This window comes from Xenorhabdus vietnamensis (assembly GCF_002127535.1).
Lineage (GTDB): Bacteria > Pseudomonadota > Gammaproteobacteria > Enterobacterales > Enterobacteriaceae > Xenorhabdus > Xenorhabdus vietnamensis.
The window spans coordinates 99,175-118,531 of record NZ_MUBJ01000004.1; the positions used below are offsets into that span (position 1 = coordinate 99,175).

16 protein-coding genes are annotated in these 19,357 nt (G+C 39.9%); 8 read left to right on the plus strand and 8 right to left on the minus strand.

Features of this window, described 5'->3' with window-relative positions; translation table 11 throughout:
* The first annotated feature begins 370 nt into the window (after positions 1–370).
* From Xvie_RS05610 to Xvie_RS05645, 8 genes are all read left to right on the plus strand, one after another.
* Positions 371–2,365, plus strand: a complete 1,995-nt coding sequence (locus tag Xvie_RS05610; protein WP_086108373.1) for a BCCT family transporter — start codon at positions 371–373, stop codon at positions 2,363–2,365.
* 205 nt (positions 2,366–2,570) lie between these two features.
* Positions 2,571–3,014 carry a PTS sugar transporter subunit IIA gene (locus tag Xvie_RS05615; RefSeq protein WP_086108374.1) on the plus strand — a complete coding sequence of 148 codons (444 nt, stop codon included), beginning with the start codon at positions 2,571–2,573 and terminating at the stop codon, positions 3,012–3,014.
* 28 nt (positions 3,015–3,042) lie between these two features.
* Positions 3,043–3,330, plus strand: coding sequence for a PTS sugar transporter subunit IIB (locus Xvie_RS05620; RefSeq protein WP_086108375.1), 288 nt, complete (start codon positions 3,043–3,045; stop codon positions 3,328–3,330).
* Between the two features lie 12 nt (positions 3,331–3,342).
* The gene (locus Xvie_RS05625; RefSeq protein ID WP_086108376.1) at positions 3,343–4,602 is read left to right on the plus strand and encodes a PTS ascorbate transporter subunit IIC; all 1,260 of its coding nucleotides are present in this window, start codon (positions 3,343–3,345) and stop codon (positions 4,600–4,602) included.
* A 512-nt stretch (positions 4,603–5,114) separates the two neighbouring features.
* Entirely contained in the window at positions 5,115–5,390 is a 276-nt protein-coding gene (locus tag Xvie_RS05630; RefSeq protein WP_086108377.1) for a PAAR domain-containing protein, read from the plus strand.
* 342 nt (positions 5,391–5,732) lie between these two features.
* Positions 5,733–6,197 carry a hypothetical protein gene (locus Xvie_RS05635; protein WP_086108378.1) on the plus strand — a complete coding sequence of 155 codons (465 nt, stop codon included), beginning with the start codon at positions 5,733–5,735 and terminating at the stop codon, positions 6,195–6,197.
* Positions 6,198–6,350: 153 nt separating this feature from the next.
* Entirely contained in the window at positions 6,351–6,626 is a 276-nt protein-coding gene (locus Xvie_RS05640) for a helix-turn-helix domain-containing protein (protein WP_086108379.1), read from the plus strand.
* Entirely contained in the window at positions 6,619–7,860 is a 1,242-nt protein-coding gene (locus Xvie_RS05645) for a type II toxin-antitoxin system HipA family toxin (protein ID WP_086108380.1), read from the plus strand. Before Xvie_RS05640 ends, Xvie_RS05645 begins: the two co-directional genes overlap by 8 nt.
* Positions 7,861–7,971: 111 nt before the next feature.
* Here the strand turns inward: Xvie_RS05645 and Xvie_RS05650 are convergent, their stop codons facing one another.
* From Xvie_RS05650 to pgaA, 8 genes are all read right to left on the minus strand, one after another.
* Complete coding sequence (locus Xvie_RS05650; protein WP_244175473.1) at positions 7,972–8,811, minus strand: EAL domain-containing protein; 840 nt, start codon at positions 8,809–8,811, stop codon at positions 7,972–7,974.
* Between the two features lie 464 nt (positions 8,812–9,275).
* Positions 9,276–9,761 (minus strand): outer membrane lipoprotein YfiB, encoded by a 486-nt coding sequence (gene yfiB / locus Xvie_RS05655; RefSeq protein WP_086108382.1) that lies wholly within the window; start codon positions 9,759–9,761, stop codon positions 9,276–9,278.
* Between the two features lie 21 nt (positions 9,762–9,782).
* Positions 9,783–11,015, minus strand: coding sequence for a diguanylate cyclase DgcN/YfiN (gene dgcN, locus Xvie_RS05660; RefSeq protein ID WP_244175475.1), 1,233 nt, complete (start codon positions 11,013–11,015; stop codon positions 9,783–9,785).
* 5 nt (positions 11,016–11,020) lie between these two features.
* Positions 11,021–11,488: a regulatory sequestration protein YfiR gene (yfiR, locus tag Xvie_RS05665; RefSeq protein WP_244175477.1), complete on the minus strand. Its 468-nt coding sequence runs from the start codon at positions 11,486–11,488 to the stop codon at positions 11,021–11,023.
* Positions 11,489–11,869: 381 nt separating this feature from the next.
* Positions 11,870–12,289: a poly-beta-1,6-N-acetyl-D-glucosamine biosynthesis protein PgaD gene (gene pgaD / locus Xvie_RS05670; RefSeq protein ID WP_086108384.1), complete on the minus strand. Its 420-nt coding sequence runs from the start codon at positions 12,287–12,289 to the stop codon at positions 11,870–11,872.
* Positions 12,286–13,617 (minus strand): poly-beta-1,6-N-acetyl-D-glucosamine synthase, encoded by a 1,332-nt coding sequence (gene pgaC, locus Xvie_RS05675; protein WP_086108385.1) that lies wholly within the window; start codon positions 13,615–13,617, stop codon positions 12,286–12,288. Before pgaC ends, pgaD begins: the two co-directional genes overlap by 4 nt.
* The gene (pgaB, locus tag Xvie_RS05680) at positions 13,610–15,646 is read right to left on the minus strand and encodes a poly-beta-1,6-N-acetyl-D-glucosamine N-deacetylase PgaB (RefSeq protein WP_086108386.1); all 2,037 of its coding nucleotides are present in this window, start codon (positions 15,644–15,646) and stop codon (positions 13,610–13,612) included. Before pgaB ends, pgaC begins: the two co-directional genes overlap by 8 nt.
* A gap of 10 nt (positions 15,647–15,656) precedes the next feature.
* Positions 15,657–18,200, minus strand: a complete 2,544-nt coding sequence (gene pgaA, locus Xvie_RS05685; protein WP_208612522.1) for a poly-beta-1,6 N-acetyl-D-glucosamine export porin PgaA — start codon at positions 18,198–18,200, stop codon at positions 15,657–15,659.
* Positions 18,201–19,357: the final 1,157 nt, after the last annotated feature.

A 19,357-nucleotide genomic window follows, 5' to 3' on the forward strand; every position in this document is an offset into this window, starting at 1 on the left:
ACTCTTGCTTTCCGAAGAATATTACTATTCTGGAAAATTGTCTAGCCGACCACCAAGAATATAGGTTATTAAAGGAATTTAAAGGAGCTTATCTTTAACCGTATAAATATATTGACTTTTTTCTGATAAATTTGATTGTCAACATAACTCCTCCACTGCACATACATCTATATCCCTCTGTAAGTACAGTTATTTTTATTTTTATGTTAAGGTGGCTTTTCATGTGGGATGAGTGAATTTTGAACACAAAACGCCTGCAAAGTGTATGACCCTCTATTGGGATTATATGTAATTTTATGAAATCTCTACGAAATATTGCTTATTGGAGTAAATAGGAGATAGTGTCGGACACTAATTTTGAAGGATAATTATGAGTCAAGATAATACTGGTCAGTTAAAGACTAAAACTTCCATTAACCCACCAGTCTTCTTCTTCTCAGCGTTTTTAGTCATTGCACTGGTGACATTCGCTGGTTTGAAACCCGAACTTGCCGACCGATGGTTTAAGGCTTTGCAACAGGATATCTTTGTTAATGCCAGTTGGTTTTATATCCTTGCGGTTGCTTTAATTTTACTTTCGGTTACCTATCTGGGTTTATCCAGATACGGCAACATAAAACTGGGTCCTGACCATGCTGAACCAGATTTCAGTTATTTTTCCTGGTTTGCGATGCTTTTTTCTGCGGGTATGGGAATTGGACTTATGTTCTTTGGCGTAGCCGAACCAGTGATGCATTATTTGTTGCCTCCGGTGGGAACACCTGAAAGTATTACTGCGGCGAAACAAGCAATGAAGTTAACTTTCTTTCATTGGGGTCTTCACGCTTGGGCCATTTATGCCATTGTTGCTTTGATTCTGGCATTTTTCAGTTATCGGCATGGCTTGCCTCTAACCTTGCGTTCAGCACTGTATCCGATTATTGGCGATAAAATTTATGGGCCGATTGGTCATGCAGTGGATATATTCGCTGTCATTGGCACTGTATTCGGCGTTGCTACTTCTCTAGGATATGGCGTTCTTCAAGTAAATGCAGGCCTCAACCACTTATTTGGATTGCCGATCAATGAAACTGTACAGGTTGTATTGATCGTTGTTATTACCGCCTTAGCAACTATTTCTGTTGTTTCCGGTCTGGATAAAGGCATTCGTATCTTATCCGAATTGAATCTGGGTCTGGCATTTTTATTATTGATCTTGGTAGTTGTTTTGGGGCCAACCGTACTGTTGCTGAAATCCTTTGTGGAAAACACGGGAGGCTACCTTTCGGAAATTGTCAGTAAGACATTTAATCTTTATGCCTACGAACCAAAATCCAGTAACTGGCTGGGGGGATGGACATTACTCTATTGGGGATGGTGGTTATCGTGGTCTCCATTCGTTGGTATGTTTATCGCAAGGGTTTCTCGGGGTCGGACTATCAGGGAGTTTGTGACCGGTGTCTTATTCGTACCAAGCGGTTTTACTCTGATGTGGATGACGGCATTTGGTAATAGCGCCATTGACCTGATTTCTAATAAAGGGGCGAAAGAGCTGGGCAACACAGTACAGCAGGATGTTCCTCTGGCACTGTTTAATTTCTTGGAATATTTTCCATTTTCTACCATTCTTTCATTTATTGCGATGGCCATGGTCGTCATGTTTTTTGTCACTTCAGCGGATTCAGGCGCAATGGTAGTTGATACATTAGCTTCAGGTGGTGCCCAACATACACCAATCTGGCAACGGATCTTCTGGGCAGGGCTGATGGGTGTTGTTGCTATTGCACTGTTAGTTGCCGGTGGTTTGTCCGCTCTGCAAACAGTAACGATTGCCAGTGCGCTTCCTTTCTCCATCATCTTATTGATATCTATCTATGGATTGCTCAAGGCATTGCGGGTTGATGCATATAAGAAAGACAGCCAGCAAATGACCACGATTGCACCTACAGCCAGTCGAAATCCTATTCCGTGGCAGCGGAGATTGAGGAATATCGTCTATTATCCTAAGCGTTCGCAGGTGAAACGTTTTATGAACGAAGTCATCCAGCAGGCAATGGGAATGGTGGCTGAAGAATTGGAGAAACAAAACAAGATTGTTGTGATCACTGATGAAATGGATGACCGAATTCATTTGGAAGTAGATTTTGGCGACAACTTTAATTTTGTATACGAAGTTCGTTTAAGAAGTTATATACAGCCCACATTTGCTCTTGCTGGTTTGGAGGAGGATGATAGAAATGAAGAGCAAAAATATTACCGTGCGGAAGTTTATCTCAAAGAAGGTGGACAAGACTATGATCTGATGGGTTGGACTCAAGAACAGATCATCCACGATATTTTGGATCAATACGAGAAGCATATTCACTTCTTGCACTTGGTTCGTTAGCAAATGGCTCGTTAGAAAATAGTTTGTTAACAAAAAATCAAATCCTCAGTCCCCAGACTTACAATCTGGGGATTTTTTTATCTTATGATTAATTGATAGTGTGATTTACCCCGTATTATTGCGTTTTTCATCTTTTTCCATCGGTGTGTTTGCTTTGCAGTGACTATCCTTTTATTTATTGGTTTATTGCATAGAGGGGAATTGAATGCTGAAAACCTTACTGAATTATGACGTTATCCAATGGATGTACAGTGCAAAAGATTGGCGTGATGCTATCGCTATAGCATGTCAACCACTCATTGATGATGGTGCAATTGAGCAGAGTTATGTTGATGCAATTTATCATTCTCATGAAGAAATTGGTCCTTATTATGTGATTGGCCCAGGCATTGCGATACCACACGCAAGGCCGGAGCAGGGGGCTAATCGTCTTGCTCTAAGTTTAACGGTATTTCATCAAGGCGTGATATTTGGTTCTGAAAGCAATGACCCAATTAAGTTATTGATTGTATTTGCGACGACAAACAGCAATAGCCATATTGAAATGCTCGCTGAACTAGCTGAATTATTTGATGATCAACAAAAAATGAACCAATTGATGCATTCCGGCAGCCAAGACGAGATTTTTTCTATCGTTCAGGGTTATTAATCAAGTTTTCATTGCATGGTGGAATATTATGAAAATTACAGTCGTTTGCGGTAATGGTTTGGGTACAAGCTTAATAATGGAAATGAGTATCAAAAAAATTCTGCAAGAGTTAGGTGTAAAGGCCAGCGTAGAACATATCGATTTAGGATCAGCCAAGGGCACGATTAGCGATATTTTTGTTAGCACAAAAGACATCGCTGAACAGCTGATAATGCAGGATGTGAATGGAAAAATCATTGTATTGGAAAATATGCTGGATAAATCTGCAATGAAAGCGCGCTTATCTACGGCACTGGTTGAAATGGGTAAATTATAACTGGAGGCGGGCATGGATTTCTTTCGTTTCTTGATGAACGATGTATTAGCTGAGCCTGCTGTTTTAGTTGGGCTTATCGCTTTAATTGGCTTAATTGCCCAGAAAAAGACTGTAACGGAATGTATTACAGGAACAATAAAAACCATTTTGGGATTTATCATTTTGGGAGCAGGAGCGGGAGTCGTCGTTAATTCCTTGGGAGAATTTTCCACTATATTCCAACATGCTTTTGGGATTCAGGGAGTAATACCAAACAATGAAGCGATTGTATCGATTGCCCAGAAAAGTTTTGGCAGAGAAATGGCATTGATCATGTTCTTTGCCATGATTATTAATATCCTAATTGCCCGTTTAACACCGTGGAAATTTATTTTCCTGACAGGGCACCATACCTTATTTATGTCGATGCTGGTGGCGGTCATTCTATCAGTGGCCGGAATTGACGATATATTACTAGTGGTAATTGGTTCATTTGTCGTTGGTATCTCAATGGTATTTTTCCCCGCCATTGCCCATCCTTACATGAAAAAAATTACCGGTACTGATGATGTCGCACTTGGGCATTTCTCGACACTTTCTTATATTTTAGCGGGATTTGTCGGTAGCAAATTGGGGAATAAGGCATACTCTACAGAAGAAATGAACATACCGAAAAGTTTATTGTTTCTGCGTGATACACCTGTTGCCATTTCTTTTACTATGGCGATTATTTTCATTATCACCTGTTTGTTTGCTGACGACGACTTTGTCCTGCAAGTCAGTGGTGGAAAAAATAGCTTCATGTTTGCCGTGATACAATCCATCACATTTGCGGCGGGAGTTTATATTATCCTGCAAGGCGTCAGAATGGTGATTGCTGAGATCGTGCCTGCTTTTAAGGGAATTTCCGATAAATTAGTGCCGAATGCCAAACCAGCACTGGACTGCCCGGTGGTATTCCCTTATGCACCCAATGCGGTTCTGATTGGCTTTTTGAGCAGTTTTGTCGCCGGCATTATTGGCATGTTAATGCTTTACATGCTCAATATGACCATGATTATTCCCGGTGTAGTGCCTCATTTCTTTGTCGGCGCAACCGCAGGTGTTTTCGGCAATGCTATGGGTGGAAGAAAAGGCGCAATATTGGGTGCTTTTGCACAAGGGATGCTTATTACTTTTTTGCCTGTATTCCTGTTGCCAGTATTAGGAAGTATCGGTATCGCCAACACTACATTCAGCGATGCTGATTTTGGCGTAGTGGGTATTTTATTGGGAATTATTGTTCGTCACTGAATTTAGGGCAAGATGGTATTTATCATATTGATACTATGGCATTTATGAATCGTGACTAATGCATTGATGGAGATTTGATAGATATCTTAATATTTTGATGAAGTTATTGTCTCAAATAAATAGAACAATTGAGTATAATACCAGGGTGTCTTTTCGTTTTTAATAAAATAGCCGAGGGTTGAATGATTGAAGTATGGTGTTTATTGAAATATTTAGAAAATAATGATTTTGAATTAGATGAAAAATTCATGATTTTTTCGATGACATGGTAGGTTCTGTAAAATTGATAAAAGTATCTATAATTCAATATGAACTGTTATGAACCGATAAAATTAATATATTCTTCTGTATTCTTTTCATTAACGGTGATTACTTAGGTTGATACTTCTAGCCGACAGAGTGTACAATAAACAATCTTAAAATAAAGAAAGTCGAATAAATTATTTAGATGTTGAATTAAGCTGTTATCAGCTATTCCACTAGAAATTGAATTTAAAATGAGAGGAAATAAAATGGCAAAAGGAAATTTTCTGACAGTTGGAGATAAAACAACGTGTAACGGGGCTATTCTAACAGGAACCAGCAACATTAAATTTTACGGAAAGCAAGCAGCCATTGAAGGTTCGACTGTGACTTGTGGGAGATATTCAGGTAATTATGCCATTGTGGGTGGGGTTGGTTCTTTTTTGGATAAAGGAACAAAATTAGCAGGGACTTTGGATAGTCGAACTACTTGTCCTTGTAATGCTGGTCTTATCCATTCTATCCCTGATAGTTACCAAAAATAGACTTATTTTATGATAAATAAAAAAATAAATAAAATATATGTGGCTAGTCTCACTTTATGGTAACTATGTTAAATTATTAAAGGTTGAAATCAAAAATAATATAATGAGATTAAAATACCCTTGTCCATGTTGTAATAATACTCTCGATTTTATAGGTTAATATGATATTTGTCCTATTTGTAAATTGGAAGATAATTTTATTTAAGCTCAAGATGCTGATTGTTCTGGAGAGGACAATTCTATGAGCTTAAATGGCGTCAGAAAAGCTTTTAAACAAGGTAGAAAGATTGAATAATTTTATGTACTGTTTGTTAGTATATTAAGATATCAAAGGTAAAAAGTATGGAAAGCTATAAACAATACACTATGGATAAAGCTGATTTAATATTACATCCTATTATTGGCGGGGAGTTGATATTACTAAATTACGTCGGGTTTGCGCAAGAAAGTAGATTTGAATTTTTAAGGAAAATCGAGGGGTGGGATCGAATGAATGATTATGAAATATTAAAATTCATCAATTTCAGGGAATATTTTTCCAGCGATATTTTTATCATTAATGAAGACTCTTATACAAAAGATAAAGTCTATTTAATGGATGTAAATAATATTGATGATTTTGTTAGGAATTATTTCAAATTGAACTCTAGTTGTTTTTTTGATGGTGATACATTTTTTATATCTTCTCTAAATAAGGTTCTGATTGAGTTTCAACATGACGGTTATGTATTTTTGCATAAACTACCCATTTTGCTGAATGAGCATAGTAAATATAAAATTTCGGATAAAACAGTATGTTACATTTGATTTTTTACTCAGTAAACCCTAGAGGGAATACTGCTAAGGAAATAATCAGAATCATAAAGGAATAGCGTACAGGAAACAATAATTGTCACTATCATGACAAATTTTCGTTATAATCACTGAATTATTGTTATAATAGTAACAGGAATAACACTAATGTTTTCTCTCTACACCGCCTATGATGTGCAACATGAATTAAAAAATTTTATCAAGCGGCAACGTAAGCAACAAAAAATCTCTGTCGAAAATTTAGCCGAACGTTCTGGCGTGCCTTATAGCACCATCAGAAAGTTTGAGCGTACAGGCAATATCTCATTACGACAGTTTCTTATGTTATTGGAAGCGATGGGGGAGTTACATCCATTGCATGAACTTACTAAAGAACGTAAGCGAGAACCAACCACAATTGCCGAGGTACTGAAAAATGCTTAATACTCCATTGAATGTTAAAAGGAAGCTTTCTGATGGTAGCAGCATTCTTGTAGGACAATTGGCGGAAAATAGAGAAGGCGTGTATTTTCAATATGATGATGAATATCTCGCCATTCATCCGAAATCACTCTCTCCTTTTTTGATTAAACCAGATACTTCATTACAAAAAGCGCCTAAAGAGCCTCATTATGGATTGCATGGGGTTTTCGGCGACAGTTTACCTGATGGTTGGGGGCTATATTTAATGGATCGGGTGTTTCGTGCAAATGACCATAACCCTAAAATGGTGACTGCCTTAGAACGGCTTGCTTATATTGGTGAGCAATGTTCTGGCGCACTTTATTATGAGCCTGTTATGTCTTTTTCTGATTCTAATGAAAGAGATATCGATTTCATTACGCTTGGTAAAGAGGCTGTTAAAGAATTTGAAGGTACAGGATCTGATTTTCTTAATTCCCTTATGGATGCAAGTGGCTCCGGTGGTGCTCGCCCCAAACTCAATGTGACAAAATGTGCTGATGGTCGATTTTCAACCCATGCCGATGCCATTGGGGAAAAACTGATTATTAAATTGACGTCTGATCGATTTTCTTTGAAGCATTCAGAAAGTCTTGTTGAATATGCTTATATGAAAATGGCTAGAAATGTTGGGATTGAAGTACCTGCTTTCGAATTACTGGATGCGGGAAATGGGCATTTTTGGTTACAGCAAACTCGGTTTGATTGTTCGGCACAGGGCCGCTATCACATGATTTCAGCTTGTGGATTGCTGGATGCCTCATTTAAGGAACCCTCTTTGGATTATGTTGATTTGGTCAAAGTGACGAGGCATCTGTGTGGTGTAAAAGAAGCCCAAAAATTGGTGAAGCGTGCTTTGTTTAACTATCTTACTGTTAATCAGGATGATCATGCTAAAAATTTTGCTTTTTTGGCCGATGATGCCGATAACTGGCGACTTTCCCCATTTTATGATGTGGTATATATGCCGTCACCTTATAACGAACATATGACTTCGTTTAACGGTAATGGCAAGGCAATTACCTCCGTAGCATTGGCGCAATTGGCAGGACAGGCAGGTTTCTCCAGCGTAGCTTCTTTGATGGATATGCTTGAAGAGATTTACGATGAAACTCGTCGTTTTCAGTCAATTGCTAATGATTTGGGAATCGATAAATCATTAGCAGCTACCATTGATCAGCATATGGAACATAAATGGTCGGAGCTAAAAATATGACACAATAGTGTCAATAATGGCTAAAAATTTCCAATATTTGTCTCTATAGTAATATTTTTTGAGCTATCTTTACGTTGCTTAAGGTACTCTTTTGGGGAAGAGGAATTTTCATTACAACCATTTCTTCACAAATTCTTTCAACGGTATTGGGCGGTCAAAGTAATACCCCTGCAAATAATCGACAGAGTTGTTTTTTAGCTGATTAACCTGTTTCTGGTCTTCAATCCCTTCCGCTACAATTTTCAGATGCAATCGTAGAGCAAGGTCAATAATATTTTCTACAATATGTTTTGAAATCATATCGGTATTCATTTTACTCACAAAGTTATGTCCTATTTTTACTAAGTTAACATTAAATTTTTGTAAATAATTGTAATTAGAGTAACCCGTACCAAAGTCATCGAGAGCGATTAATACACCTAATTCATCCAATTTATTGAACAAACTAATTGTATGTTCATCTGGTTCCAATAATTCCCGCTCGGTAATTTCTAAAATTATCTTGATAGAGTCTTCTGGAAATGATTCCAGAAAATTCTGGCAGTCATCAACTAAACGGACGTCTTTATAATGCCTTGCGCTGATATTGAAATTAAAATGAAAATGTGCGGGTAATTGATGGGCAATAGGTGCGAAATAGTCCCGTACTTGGATGATTAGGTTATGAGTTAAGGGAATGATAAGATCTGATTTTTCAATTTGTGCGATAAATTTATTTGGTGTCAACAGCCCATGAGTCGGATGTTGCCAGCGAACCAGAATCTCACATCCAATAATTTCATTGTTTTTGCTGCAAATAATTGGCTGAATGTAGGGAATGAATTGCTTGTTTTTAATCGCTTTTTTCAGACGATATTCCGGAATAGTGATGGTTTTTGTGTATTTATAAAAAAATACCGCAGATATGAGAGTCAGTAGAAATAGTGGAATAAATACATGTTCTAATTCCACATTTGGTTGGATATTGTCCTGACAATTGGAAAATATTCTCCAGAATATAAATCCTGTGCTGACAGTGATGGTAATGAATAACATCACAGACATCCGATACAGAGATCGCGATGATTTCAGGTTCAGCCCCATCATTTCTCCTTTTTGATAAAGCTCATTATTTAACAGTAGACTTTTTATCTAAATGCACAAAGGTTTATTAACTTTTCGATTACAAAAAGGTTTTTTTGAAAAAAATAATCTCGGCTATGTTACAGGAAGAATTTAGTGACAGGAAATAGCTATATGACTATACGACAGGATTTGAGCAAGAGATTTTGTAATTGGTCGTAATGATCAAAATAAACGAATCTTGCTGCCATCCGTGGCAAGATTATTATTTGATTTATATCAGTATATTCTCAGGTTACCATTAATAAATAGTGTTGTATTAAATTCAGTTCGTTAACTGCATTGTATTGCTATTATGGCGCGGTTATAACAATGGCAACCCGGCGGTTTTCCGCCCGGCCTTTTGAGTTTCTGTTATCGGCGATAGGTTGGCTGGACCCTAATCCACGGGTTGTCAGATTAGCACGCTGTATACCTCCCTGAGTCAGTGCATCTGCAACTGTATTGGCTCGTTTCAAAGATAATTGATTGTTGTAACTCACTTCTCCGTAGTTGTCAGTATGACCATCAAGACGTGCATGGTGAATGCCAACTTTGGATAAAACACTTGCGAGTTCTTTTAATTTTACTTTGCCTTCTGGACGCAAGTGAAATTGGTTATTACCAAACAAGACTTTTTCTGACATACCAAATAGCCAGCCTTCATTGGTTTGTTGAAATCCTTGCTGTTTAAGTGCGGCGATTTGTGCGGTTGTCAATGCGCCTTTGTTCTGGCAGCCGCCGAGAAAAAGAATGCCAATTAATGTACAGCCAAATAAAAAATAACGGTTTCTGCTCATAGGGAGTTCCTTGATAAGTAGTTATGTTGTATCAGCGGAATGCCAGCCGCCGCCTCGTTGTTTAATGTGATACATCGCCGCATCAGCTTCAGAGAGTAGTTGTTCCGCCGTTAAGTCACCGTTGGATAATGCGATGCCAATGCTGAGTGTGATACGCAGATGTTGACCGTTAGGAAGGAGAATGGGGGTATCCATAGCATGGATAATATTTTTCGCGACACACTCTGCATTTTCTAAATTTGCAGAAGGCAATAGGATTGCGAATTCATCTCCACCAAGCCGGGCAACGGTATCTGTTTTTCTTACCCTTCTTGTCAAGGCAGCAGCGATAGTGACAAGAACGTGATCGCCGGCAGCATGCCCATAGATATCGTTGACATATTTCAGCCTGTTACCATCAATAAATAATATCGCTGCGCTTTGACGCATAAATTTATCGTTCATGACGGTTGAAAGAACCCGTTCAAAAGTTGCCCGGTTTGGCAAGCCGGTCAGGGAATCATGTTGTGCCTGCCAGGTCAAAACGGCTTTTTCTGTTTGCAGATGGTGTTGCCACTCTTCCAATTCTTCTAGCAGATGATTGAAAACCTGGCTTAATTCATGCAATTCAACAATATGTGCAGAAGGTACACGTCGTGAAAATGTTCGCCGCTGTCGTACATCATGGGCAACGACGGTAATGTTTTGCAAAGCTCTGACAATGCCATCGTGCATGCGCAGAGATAGGTAAAGTGAAATTACGGCACTGAACAGCAGGCAGGCAAATAGCACCAGTAAGGCCTGATAAATGAATTTGATGATATGGTCGCTGTTACCAATTAACCAGATTGATCCTACCTTTTGCTGATGGTGATAAATGGGCAGGGTAAGGGGTTCAGGAAAAATCCAGCGTTCAACCAATTTTTTCAAATTACCGGTACGAGGCTCCTGACTGGCTTGCCAGCTTGCCAACACTTGTTGCTTTGCATCAAAAATCTTAGCTTCTGTAAAACCGTCATGGGCAGCAATCATTTCCAGTATTTCGTTTGCTGCGGTCTTATCCTGAAAAACCACTGCCGCTTGTGCTGTATGGGCAATGGTCGTGGAAATTAGTTTTAAATTGTTTTCGGCATACTTCTGCATAGCAAGCAATGCCAGTAAAGATAAAAACAAACCGACTACGGATAGTATGATAAAAGTAATAATCAGATGGATCCGATGAAAAGCCTGGCGCAGAGTAGGGCGTGGTAGCATCAGAGAATAACGTCTTTTCATACAGATTATTCCACCTTGCGTGCCAATTGCAGGACATTCGGATGTACGCGTACGCCGCTGCGCGTCAGAATATCAAGGTTGAGGCTAAATGTTGCCTGAGTGTTGTTAATGTTGAGACAGAATGCACTGCCGATTTCACAGTTCGGGTTATTTTCAGAGATGGTAAGTAATGGTTTGCCATTTTGCCTATTAGCCACTTGTTGTTGAAGCTGTGGTTCGATTTGACCATAGTAAATGGCATCACATTTTTCTATTAATTGTTCTACGTTGAAAGTCAGCGTTTCTACTTGCAGTTCTGTGTGGTCAGAAATCATATTAGTGTGGGTTAAGACGCTAATATAATTGGATGGGGGAACCAGACATAAACGCAGGGGATCTGATGTAGCAGGCCAATGTGCATAGCTGAGAATTCCAGAGACTACCCGCGCAACATTCTCTTCATTGAGTTTTATTTTTTCTTTGGTGTCAGGCATAGCCATTACTGTTGAATTACATATCACAGTGATTAAGTACAAGGTCATTAATACCCGTAGAAATAATATGGAGATACAGTGTTTAAAAACCGTATATTTAAAAACAACATACCTAAAAACAATACGTTTACGAAGATGATGAATCCGTTCAATCAATTGCATAACGAGTCCCAATATTCGCCTTTCATATGGTGCAGATAATCGTGTTTGGTGTAAGTAATAATGTTGAGGTTCTTGATAAAGTCTGTTTCCAGTTACAGCCTATCTCATTAATCGAATGAAATAGGCTGTAAATTAATTACTTCCAAATAAATATTATTTAGTACTTATATAATAATATTTAAATATGGTTTCATTGGTAATAAATGGATTTTTTTATCTCTATATTGATGCGTTTTTATTGATATCTATTATATGTCCATGATTATCATAAGTGATACTGGAAACTTTGCTCTGCTTTAAGATATCTAATAAATTTTGTTTCAAAATAAAACTCTGCGCTATTTCAGTATGAGTTAAAACAGGTCGATGACAGCGACGTTCGATCCTGAATCGATGTTGATTGTATTTTGCCCATCCAATTAGTAAGAGTGCATTAAATATGGCGATGGCAATATAAAGAACAATGGAAGCCAATTCTGAAGTCACTGTTGAAGTAAATGGTTTTGGGCCGCTATGGGAGAAATGAGATAATCCCATTGTGAATAAATAGATAAAACCAGCCCAAGCCAGAATCGTCAACAGAATATCAATTAAGCGAGGCAATAGCCTTTGTTCAGTAAAAATCAGTGGATCTTTCATGATTCTATTCTCTCTATTCCTCTGTCAGGACTTTCCCAGCGAGCACGTTTTCTGTGAACTTTGAGCATTACTTTGGGGAACGATACCAGGGTCGTAAATAGGTTTAGCATCCAATAGACCATCGGATACCAAATTACCCAGAAAAGTGATGAAGCAACGTGTTTTTCATAGCGCCGTTCAATCACTAAGCTGACGGTAAACTGGAGCAGGCAGGTAGCAGCCAGAACTAATCCCGTATATCCGGGGGGAAATAGCGTATAGACACGAATGTTTTCCGGTAACGTGATGAACATTCCGAGAAAAAATAAAATGATGGAAAGGGCAAAGGTAAAAGACCAAATAACGGAGCAGCAGAATTCGGCAAATAATACCCACATGCGACGATATTTCCATGACCACAATTTACGCAGATTTTTCAGGAAAACTTCAGCTCCACCCTGCGCCCAGCGTAACCGTTGTTTCCATAATCCCCTCAGAGTTTCAGGCATCAGGATCCAACAAATGGCGCGGGGTTCGAAAAAGATAGACCAATGGTGTAACTGAAGTTTCCAGCTTACATCAATGTCCTCCGTGATCATGTCATTACTCCAATAGCCCACGTCAGCAAGTGCCCTACGATTAAACGCAGCGACAACACCTGAAACGGTAAAGACTTGGCCATAAACCCGTTGAGTACGTTTGATCAGGCCAATGATGGAAGAGAATTCTCCAACCTGAACACGCCCAACTAACGTGGAGCGTGTGCGAACACGGGGGTTGCCTGTAACAGCACCAACGCGGGGATGATCAATCATGGGCTTGACCAGCCAAACTGCAGCATCGTGATCCAGCAGGGCATCACCATCAATACAAACCAGATAATCACTTTTAGCAGCAGCGGCACCTGCCTGAAGGGCTGTGGCTTTTCCCTGATTCTGTTCCAGATGTATCACCCGCAAGGCTTGATGTTGTTTCGCCATGGCATTGAGTTCATCAGCGGTACTGTCAGTTGAACCATCATTGATTGCGATGACTTCAATACTGGGGTAGCGCTGGTTCAAGGCTGCCAGCAGTGTTTCACGAACATTTGGCCCTTCGTTGTAGCAAGGGATTAAAATTGAAATCAGAGGTTCACCTTCAAGACAGGGAGCTTCTTTATCAACAATTTTCCAGTGCCTTTCCCGATAGAACCAAAAGTAGATTCCCCCTGAGATCCAGATGGCCGACATAAATAATGGCCAGAAAAAGACAAAGTTCAGCATGACTTCGCCAGTAAAGGTGACGGCGATACCAAGTGGGATGCTCAATACAAGGCAGAGCACTATAAAAGCAAGAATACGATCAATCATTAAGTGGATACCATTCAGGAGAAAGAACAGGACGAACTTCATTCATTTCTGGTTGGTTATTGAGAAAATCATCAGGGTAGTAACCGAAACTTTGTGCACCATTGAGCTGCAATTGGCGCATCCATTCTGCTAATTGATGTCCGGGTATCGCTCTTTTATCCACAGGCTTGCGCCAATCTACGGATTGGAGTTCAAAGACAGTTTTATCCAGTGCCTGTGGGCGTTGTGCAATGATTTTCACCAAGCGGGATAACCATTGATTGCTTTTTGACAGCGGCACCTTTTCCATCAATGGCATTGCCATCGGAGCGACCCAATCATAATGAGTGAGGAAATCATCCAGATTTTGGGCAAACCACTCTTCGCTGTCTGGCTCCAGAATTGGCATGACAAAAATATTGCGTGCCGTTTTTATCTGATAGCCACGTATTGACTTAAGTTCTTGGGTTAATTCATGAGTAAAGTCAATCAGATATTGACTTTTGAAACGTGTCCAACGGGCGAATTGTTCCGGATCTTGCCGAATTTCTGCAATTGAGGCAGGCAATCCTGCGGCTTGATAAGCGTTGATGGCATCTGAGCCAGCATCTTCAAAATCAGACATAACTGCGTCATCGTGATACAGGATGCCCTGAAAAATGGCATGGGAAGCCAAATCCTGATAAATCTCTTTGATTCTTTGACGATTGTCTGGGTTATAGGGAGATAAGCGCCGATATTGAGTCGGGTTCACAAATAACTTGTTGTTGCTTTCGTTGTAGCTCATTACCCGCGGGAGTGACGGCTCCAGCTCAAATGCCAGAACAGGCATCCACGCATAAACGTTAATGTTCAGACGACTATGCAGTTGCCAAGCGACGCGGTTAAATAGATCGGCGCGCATTGGCAGCCAACGATTAGGAAAATAGAGTTCACGTATATTGCCATCGCCTTTAGGGTCGGCAAAAGCTTGCAGGAAAACGGTATTGACACGGAGATCGGCAATGCGCTGTACAAGTTTGTCAAGATTACTGGCTTGTTGAACGGGATCAGGATCATAAACATAGTCCAGATCAATATGGACAATTCGTAAGCCCCGTTTAGTCTGCACCTGAATCACTTGCTCAGCGAACGATTTCAAAGAAGGATTATGGGTCAGCAATATTCGGGGAACATTATCAAGATCGTTTGCGTTTGCCAGCCCATTATCCAAAGTCAATGCCATCGTGTAGCCATAGCGTTTGGCTATTTCCAGTGTCACACCGTTATCCATGCCATAAGGCCACACCCAAACTCGTGGTTGCTTGCCAGTGGCAGTGGTAATTTTTTGGGTAATAGCGGCAATATCTTTTTCCATTCGCTGACGAAACGCTTGATCACTCTCATATTTACCTGTTTTCGGATCATAAATACGAACAGCGGCGGCAGGCTCAGTGTTGCCTTGTGGGTTAGCGATGGCACCATAATGATGCTGATAAGTATGCGAACCTATTTCCACTAAACCGGATCGAGAAATTTCAGCCACTTGCTCCCAAGTAGTAAAGCGTTTTCTCGGTACTATCAATCCACCAAAATTAACGGGTTTTCCGGCTGGTGCATCAACCCAGACGCCGACAGGAGCCAGAATGGCTGGCCAATTATAGGCTTTAAGCAATGGAAACACGCGATGGTAAAAACTGCTATAGCCATCATCGAAAGTCAGCAATACAGCTTTGGAAGGCAATGGTGTTCCTCCCTGATTGGCTGTGAGGATCTGATCGACTGTCACCGGTTGGTAGCCATTTTCCCGCAACCATGCAAATTGATCGTTCAATGCGCTGGTACGAACGGACATAAAGCGTTGATCTGCGCCACTATCTTCAACATCATGATAAGCCAGCACCGCAAAACTATTTTTGGGCCAGGGGCGTTCACTCATGGAAAGAGGTCGTTGCGCTGGTGGAACGAAATCAGGTTTTTCTGCATATGCCATCGTGCGCAATTGAGGAATAAACAAGCTAATCAGCAGTGCTGATATCATCAACCAGTGACGAAAAATGTTGTTTGTCATAAAACATCCTTTAGAACCTATAAATTAAATCAAAAGTAGCTTGCAGATTACTTTCCCGTTTACCGTCGTAAGGACGTTTATCCAACGTAATCCTTACCCCTGCATCAATGACGTCATTCCATTTGATGCGTTGACCATATCCCACCATTGTGATGAGGCCACTGCCGTACCCTTGCTGCCAATATTGTCCGATCCCTGCCACAGCTTGCTGGCTCCAGACGGTTTGATAATGCCGATACATGATGTGATCTGCTTCCAATGCAGGGAAGAATGTAAAGTCGCTTCTGGGATTGAAATAAGGTGTATTTTGCTGAGTATTATGAGCTGTACCCAGCTCTAGTTTTGCATCAAGCTTAAGATAAGGAGTGGTATATAGACGTTGAAGACCGTCAATTCCATATTCAAAGCGATGATTGCCATCCGAGAAGAATGACGGAGCAAAACGCGCAGTCCATTGGCTGCGTTCGCTATATCTCCAGCGAGCATAAATCTGCCCGCCATTGGCGTGGATATTATTGCTCAATGCGTGCAGAGGAGTATTGCGGGCGAGGCGTTCTACTGAGCCACCCAGACGCCATTGATCATTAAAATCATGCCATCCGGCAACTCGCAAGCCTATTTTGCTGCCATGATGATAATTACGCGCAGAAACTTCACTTTCCAGCCAGAAATCCCGTGAGCGCCACTCCACACCACCGCGCAAATCACGATTTATCCCCCTGCTCTCTGGAAATTGGCTGCGATTGTAAGCGCCACCAGCAAATAAGCGCCAATTATCATCAAGGGGAGGGCTATAAAATACAGCATCAATATCTGAACTGTGTTTGCCACTTTTGGGGCTATCTGAATTAATGCCTTGATTGATTTTAATTCTCAGCTCTGACATGTGATGCACATTACGCAAACGATTAAAACGTTTAGCAAGCATATTTTCTGGTGCACGGGTAATAACATCATCGGCCAATAAATCCATCTGGTGCCATTCTTGCAGAGCAAGAGCGGTATAGCCTTGTTGAACTTCCAACGACAAATTGCGGTGATCGAGTCCTTCAATTTGCTTTAATTCACTCTCAGCACGGCGCGCCCAACCACGATCCAGCCAGATAGCCGCCAAGTCGATCCGTAGTTTCTGATTGCCGGGAGCGGTACGAGCCAGATGAGTAAAGCGCTTTTCTGCTTCTGGAAGATTCTCACGCAATTGTGCCGATTCAGCTAAAAATTGCTGCCCTTGTAGCCAATCATCATTGGGAATCCGAATGGGTGATCCAAAGACATTGAGCATATAAGGATTGCGTTGCTTGATATTGACGGCAAGCTGTTGAGCCGCATCCAGATGCTCACTTTCTACATCGGCATAGAAAAGGACCATATCATCTTCAGGGGGGATATTGGGCCGTGATATTTTTCCAAACGGCAAGGTATTTTCATTAGGATAGCTTATGGAGGAATGGTTCATTGAGGAATAGTTCAGTGAGCGCAGGATATCCCGTGCCTTTTCTGGCTGGCGCAGGTTCAAATACGCTGCTGCCGCCCATTTCTGAGCATACTCTGGAACAGGCAGACTTTTTTTCTGCTTGGCTTGTTCTTGCAAGATAAGATATTCATTAATGACTTCTTGCATCCAATGGCGAGAAAGAAGGGCACCGAGCCGATCAATACGTGCTCGTTGGTAATCTTGTTGTGCATCGGTTAGGTTATGCCATTGATTGAGCATATCCTCGTAGCGTGCAATTGCTTTATCAGCAATGTCAAACCGCTCTTTCTCGCTACGATTGGGAATCATTGACAAACGAACCAATTCAGCCGCGGCATCCGTTTCCAGCCTGCGCAATTGTTCAGTGGTTAATTGTGTGGAATGTTGTTGCCCTAAATGCCATGCAGAGCCACTGACCCGATTGTTTTTTAGGCTAATCAAATAATCTTGAACGACTTCTTTATTATTGGGAAACCGTTCATGCGCGGTAGAAAGCATTTGCATGGCATCCCATGTACGCCCGGCAGCTTGATCAACATAGGCCATTAAACGGTAATTGGCGGCGCTAGGTTGATGAAGCAATAAATCTTTTGCCAAACGGCGGGCTTCTTGGTCTTGTTTGGCATCGGCGAGCGTCATGATAAGGCCTGTTTTGATATCACTGTTTTGCTTACCTATATTTTGCTGATCTAAAATCAGGGCAGTGCGCCACAGCTGTATTGCTTGTGACCATTGGCGTTGATTGCGGTAGGCGCGGGCAACGGCTGAGATTCCTCTGGCGGGCAGGGTTACTGAGCGATAGCGTTGCCAGAGAGAAATAACTTCATTGTCATCTCCAGCCCAGCTCGCGACTTGTAACCAATCAGCAATTCGTGAGGAAGAAAGACGCTGTCGTTTTTCTTCCTCACGAATATATTCGAGCATGGGATCAGTATTACCATTTCTGGCTTGTTGAATTAATGCATCGTAATCTGCATGAGCAGATTCTGTTGTTATTAAACACCCTAGTGATATAAATAACGATAACAATTTACACCGATATCTATGAAAGCCGATCGGACGGAAATAAAGATATGACACACTATCCCCTTTTTATACTGCTTATTGGTTTTACAAATAGCATAACCAGACAGATTTTAGCTTAATTTAGATTAAGGTGATTTTTTACATTATTAATTTTCGAAGAGGCAGAATAATACGTACTGTGTGAATTTATATCAATGGGGAAATTTTGAAAAATTATTACATAGGGTTAATTATTCATTGGTATTATATTTTCAATTAATAATTAATTCTGATTATTTTATTGTGTTGTTATTTTTTTAATTGTATATTAATCAGCTGCTTAAGTTTGTTTTTTGTCTGGTATTAAAATGTTTTGAAAAATAAATTCTTGTGCTGTTAGAGAGATCAATAAAAAACACTTAGTCTGATAGTGAATGTTTTTCATAAAAACAGTAGTACAGAAAGTAATAACTGTTTTAGGTAACTGGATTATTTTAAGTTTCAATCGTATTTTTATTAACGATAAGTGAATGTTATTTATTGTTGATGTTTTTATTTGAAATAAATTAATGAAATTAAATTGACTGATTGAATGCTATTTTATCGTAAATATATGCTTGATAAGCTAACTTAATTAATAAATTACGGTCGTAAATTGAAATTTGACGGAGCTATTACCAAATTTTTTTGATTAAGATTATGACACTCATCAGTAGTTTTCCATATATATTCTTCGTCTTTCAAGTTGCCTCTTTGTTGGCTGCACTCACTTTCCTCGGTCACATAGTTATCTATGCTTCCGGGGATTTTCTACCTTGCCGCCGCGGTGCATATTGAAATCCATTGGGTATTTGCGTTTATAGGACTTGAATGCATGGAATTAAGTAAATTTTAATCAAGATCACTTGGGTAATTTACATTAATAATTATATGGATACTATTTTTGCTTGCAGATAACGACAAGTACTTTTGTTTCTAAAGTTTATTATAACTTAAAAATTAATAACAATAATAAATCAATGTTTGTTCGTTAAATGATCATTATGAGATTTGTCTTAGGTAAGATTAGTTCAATCACCAATTAATTCCCAGTCGTTTAATCCTTCTTTATTTTTATATCTATTTGAATTTATGGTATAAATTTAATTCATCATATTTTATGATGTAAGAAAAGAAATCATCTAATGAATTATTTCCATTAGTAAATGAAACCATAGTCAAAATTTATGGAA

Coding starts and splice junctions, on each gene's coding strand:
- Xvie_RS05645 (WP_086108380.1), top strand. CDS start 6,619: ATGCTTAATACTCCATTGAATGTTAAAAGGAAGCTTTCTGATGGTAGC.
- Xvie_RS05635 (WP_086108378.1), top strand. CDS start 5,733: ATGGAAAGCTATAAACAATACACTATGGATAAAGCTGATTTAATATTA.
- pgaC (WP_086108385.1), bottom strand. CDS start 13,617: ATGATTGATCGTATTCTTGCTTTTATAGTGCTCTGCCTTGTATTGAGC.
- Xvie_RS05615 (WP_086108374.1), top strand. CDS start 2,571: ATGCTGAAAACCTTACTGAATTATGACGTTATCCAATGGATGTACAGT.
- Xvie_RS05610 (WP_086108373.1), top strand. CDS start 371: ATGAGTCAAGATAATACTGGTCAGTTAAAGACTAAAACTTCCATTAAC.
- Xvie_RS05620 (WP_086108375.1), top strand. CDS start 3,043: ATGAAAATTACAGTCGTTTGCGGTAATGGTTTGGGTACAAGCTTAATA.
- Xvie_RS05640 (WP_086108379.1), top strand. CDS start 6,351: ATGTTTTCTCTCTACACCGCCTATGATGTGCAACATGAATTAAAAAAT.
- yfiB (WP_086108382.1), bottom strand. CDS start 9,761: ATGAGCAGAAACCGTTATTTTTTATTTGGCTGTACATTAATTGGCATT.
- pgaB (WP_086108386.1), bottom strand. CDS start 15,646: ATGACAAACAACATTTTTCGTCACTGGTTGATGATATCAGCACTGCTG.
- yfiR (WP_244175477.1), bottom strand. CDS start 11,488: ATGCCTGACACCAAAGAAAAAATAAAACTCAATGAAGAGAATGTTGCG.
- dgcN (WP_244175475.1), bottom strand. CDS start 11,015: ATGAAAAGACGTTATTCTCTGATGCTACCACGCCCTACTCTGCGCCAG.
- Xvie_RS05630 (WP_086108377.1), top strand. CDS start 5,115: ATGGCAAAAGGAAATTTTCTGACAGTTGGAGATAAAACAACGTGTAAC.
- Xvie_RS05625 (WP_086108376.1), top strand. CDS start 3,343: ATGGATTTCTTTCGTTTCTTGATGAACGATGTATTAGCTGAGCCTGCT.
- pgaD (WP_086108384.1), bottom strand. CDS start 12,289: ATGAAAGATCCACTGATTTTTACTGAACAAAGGCTATTGCCTCGCTTA.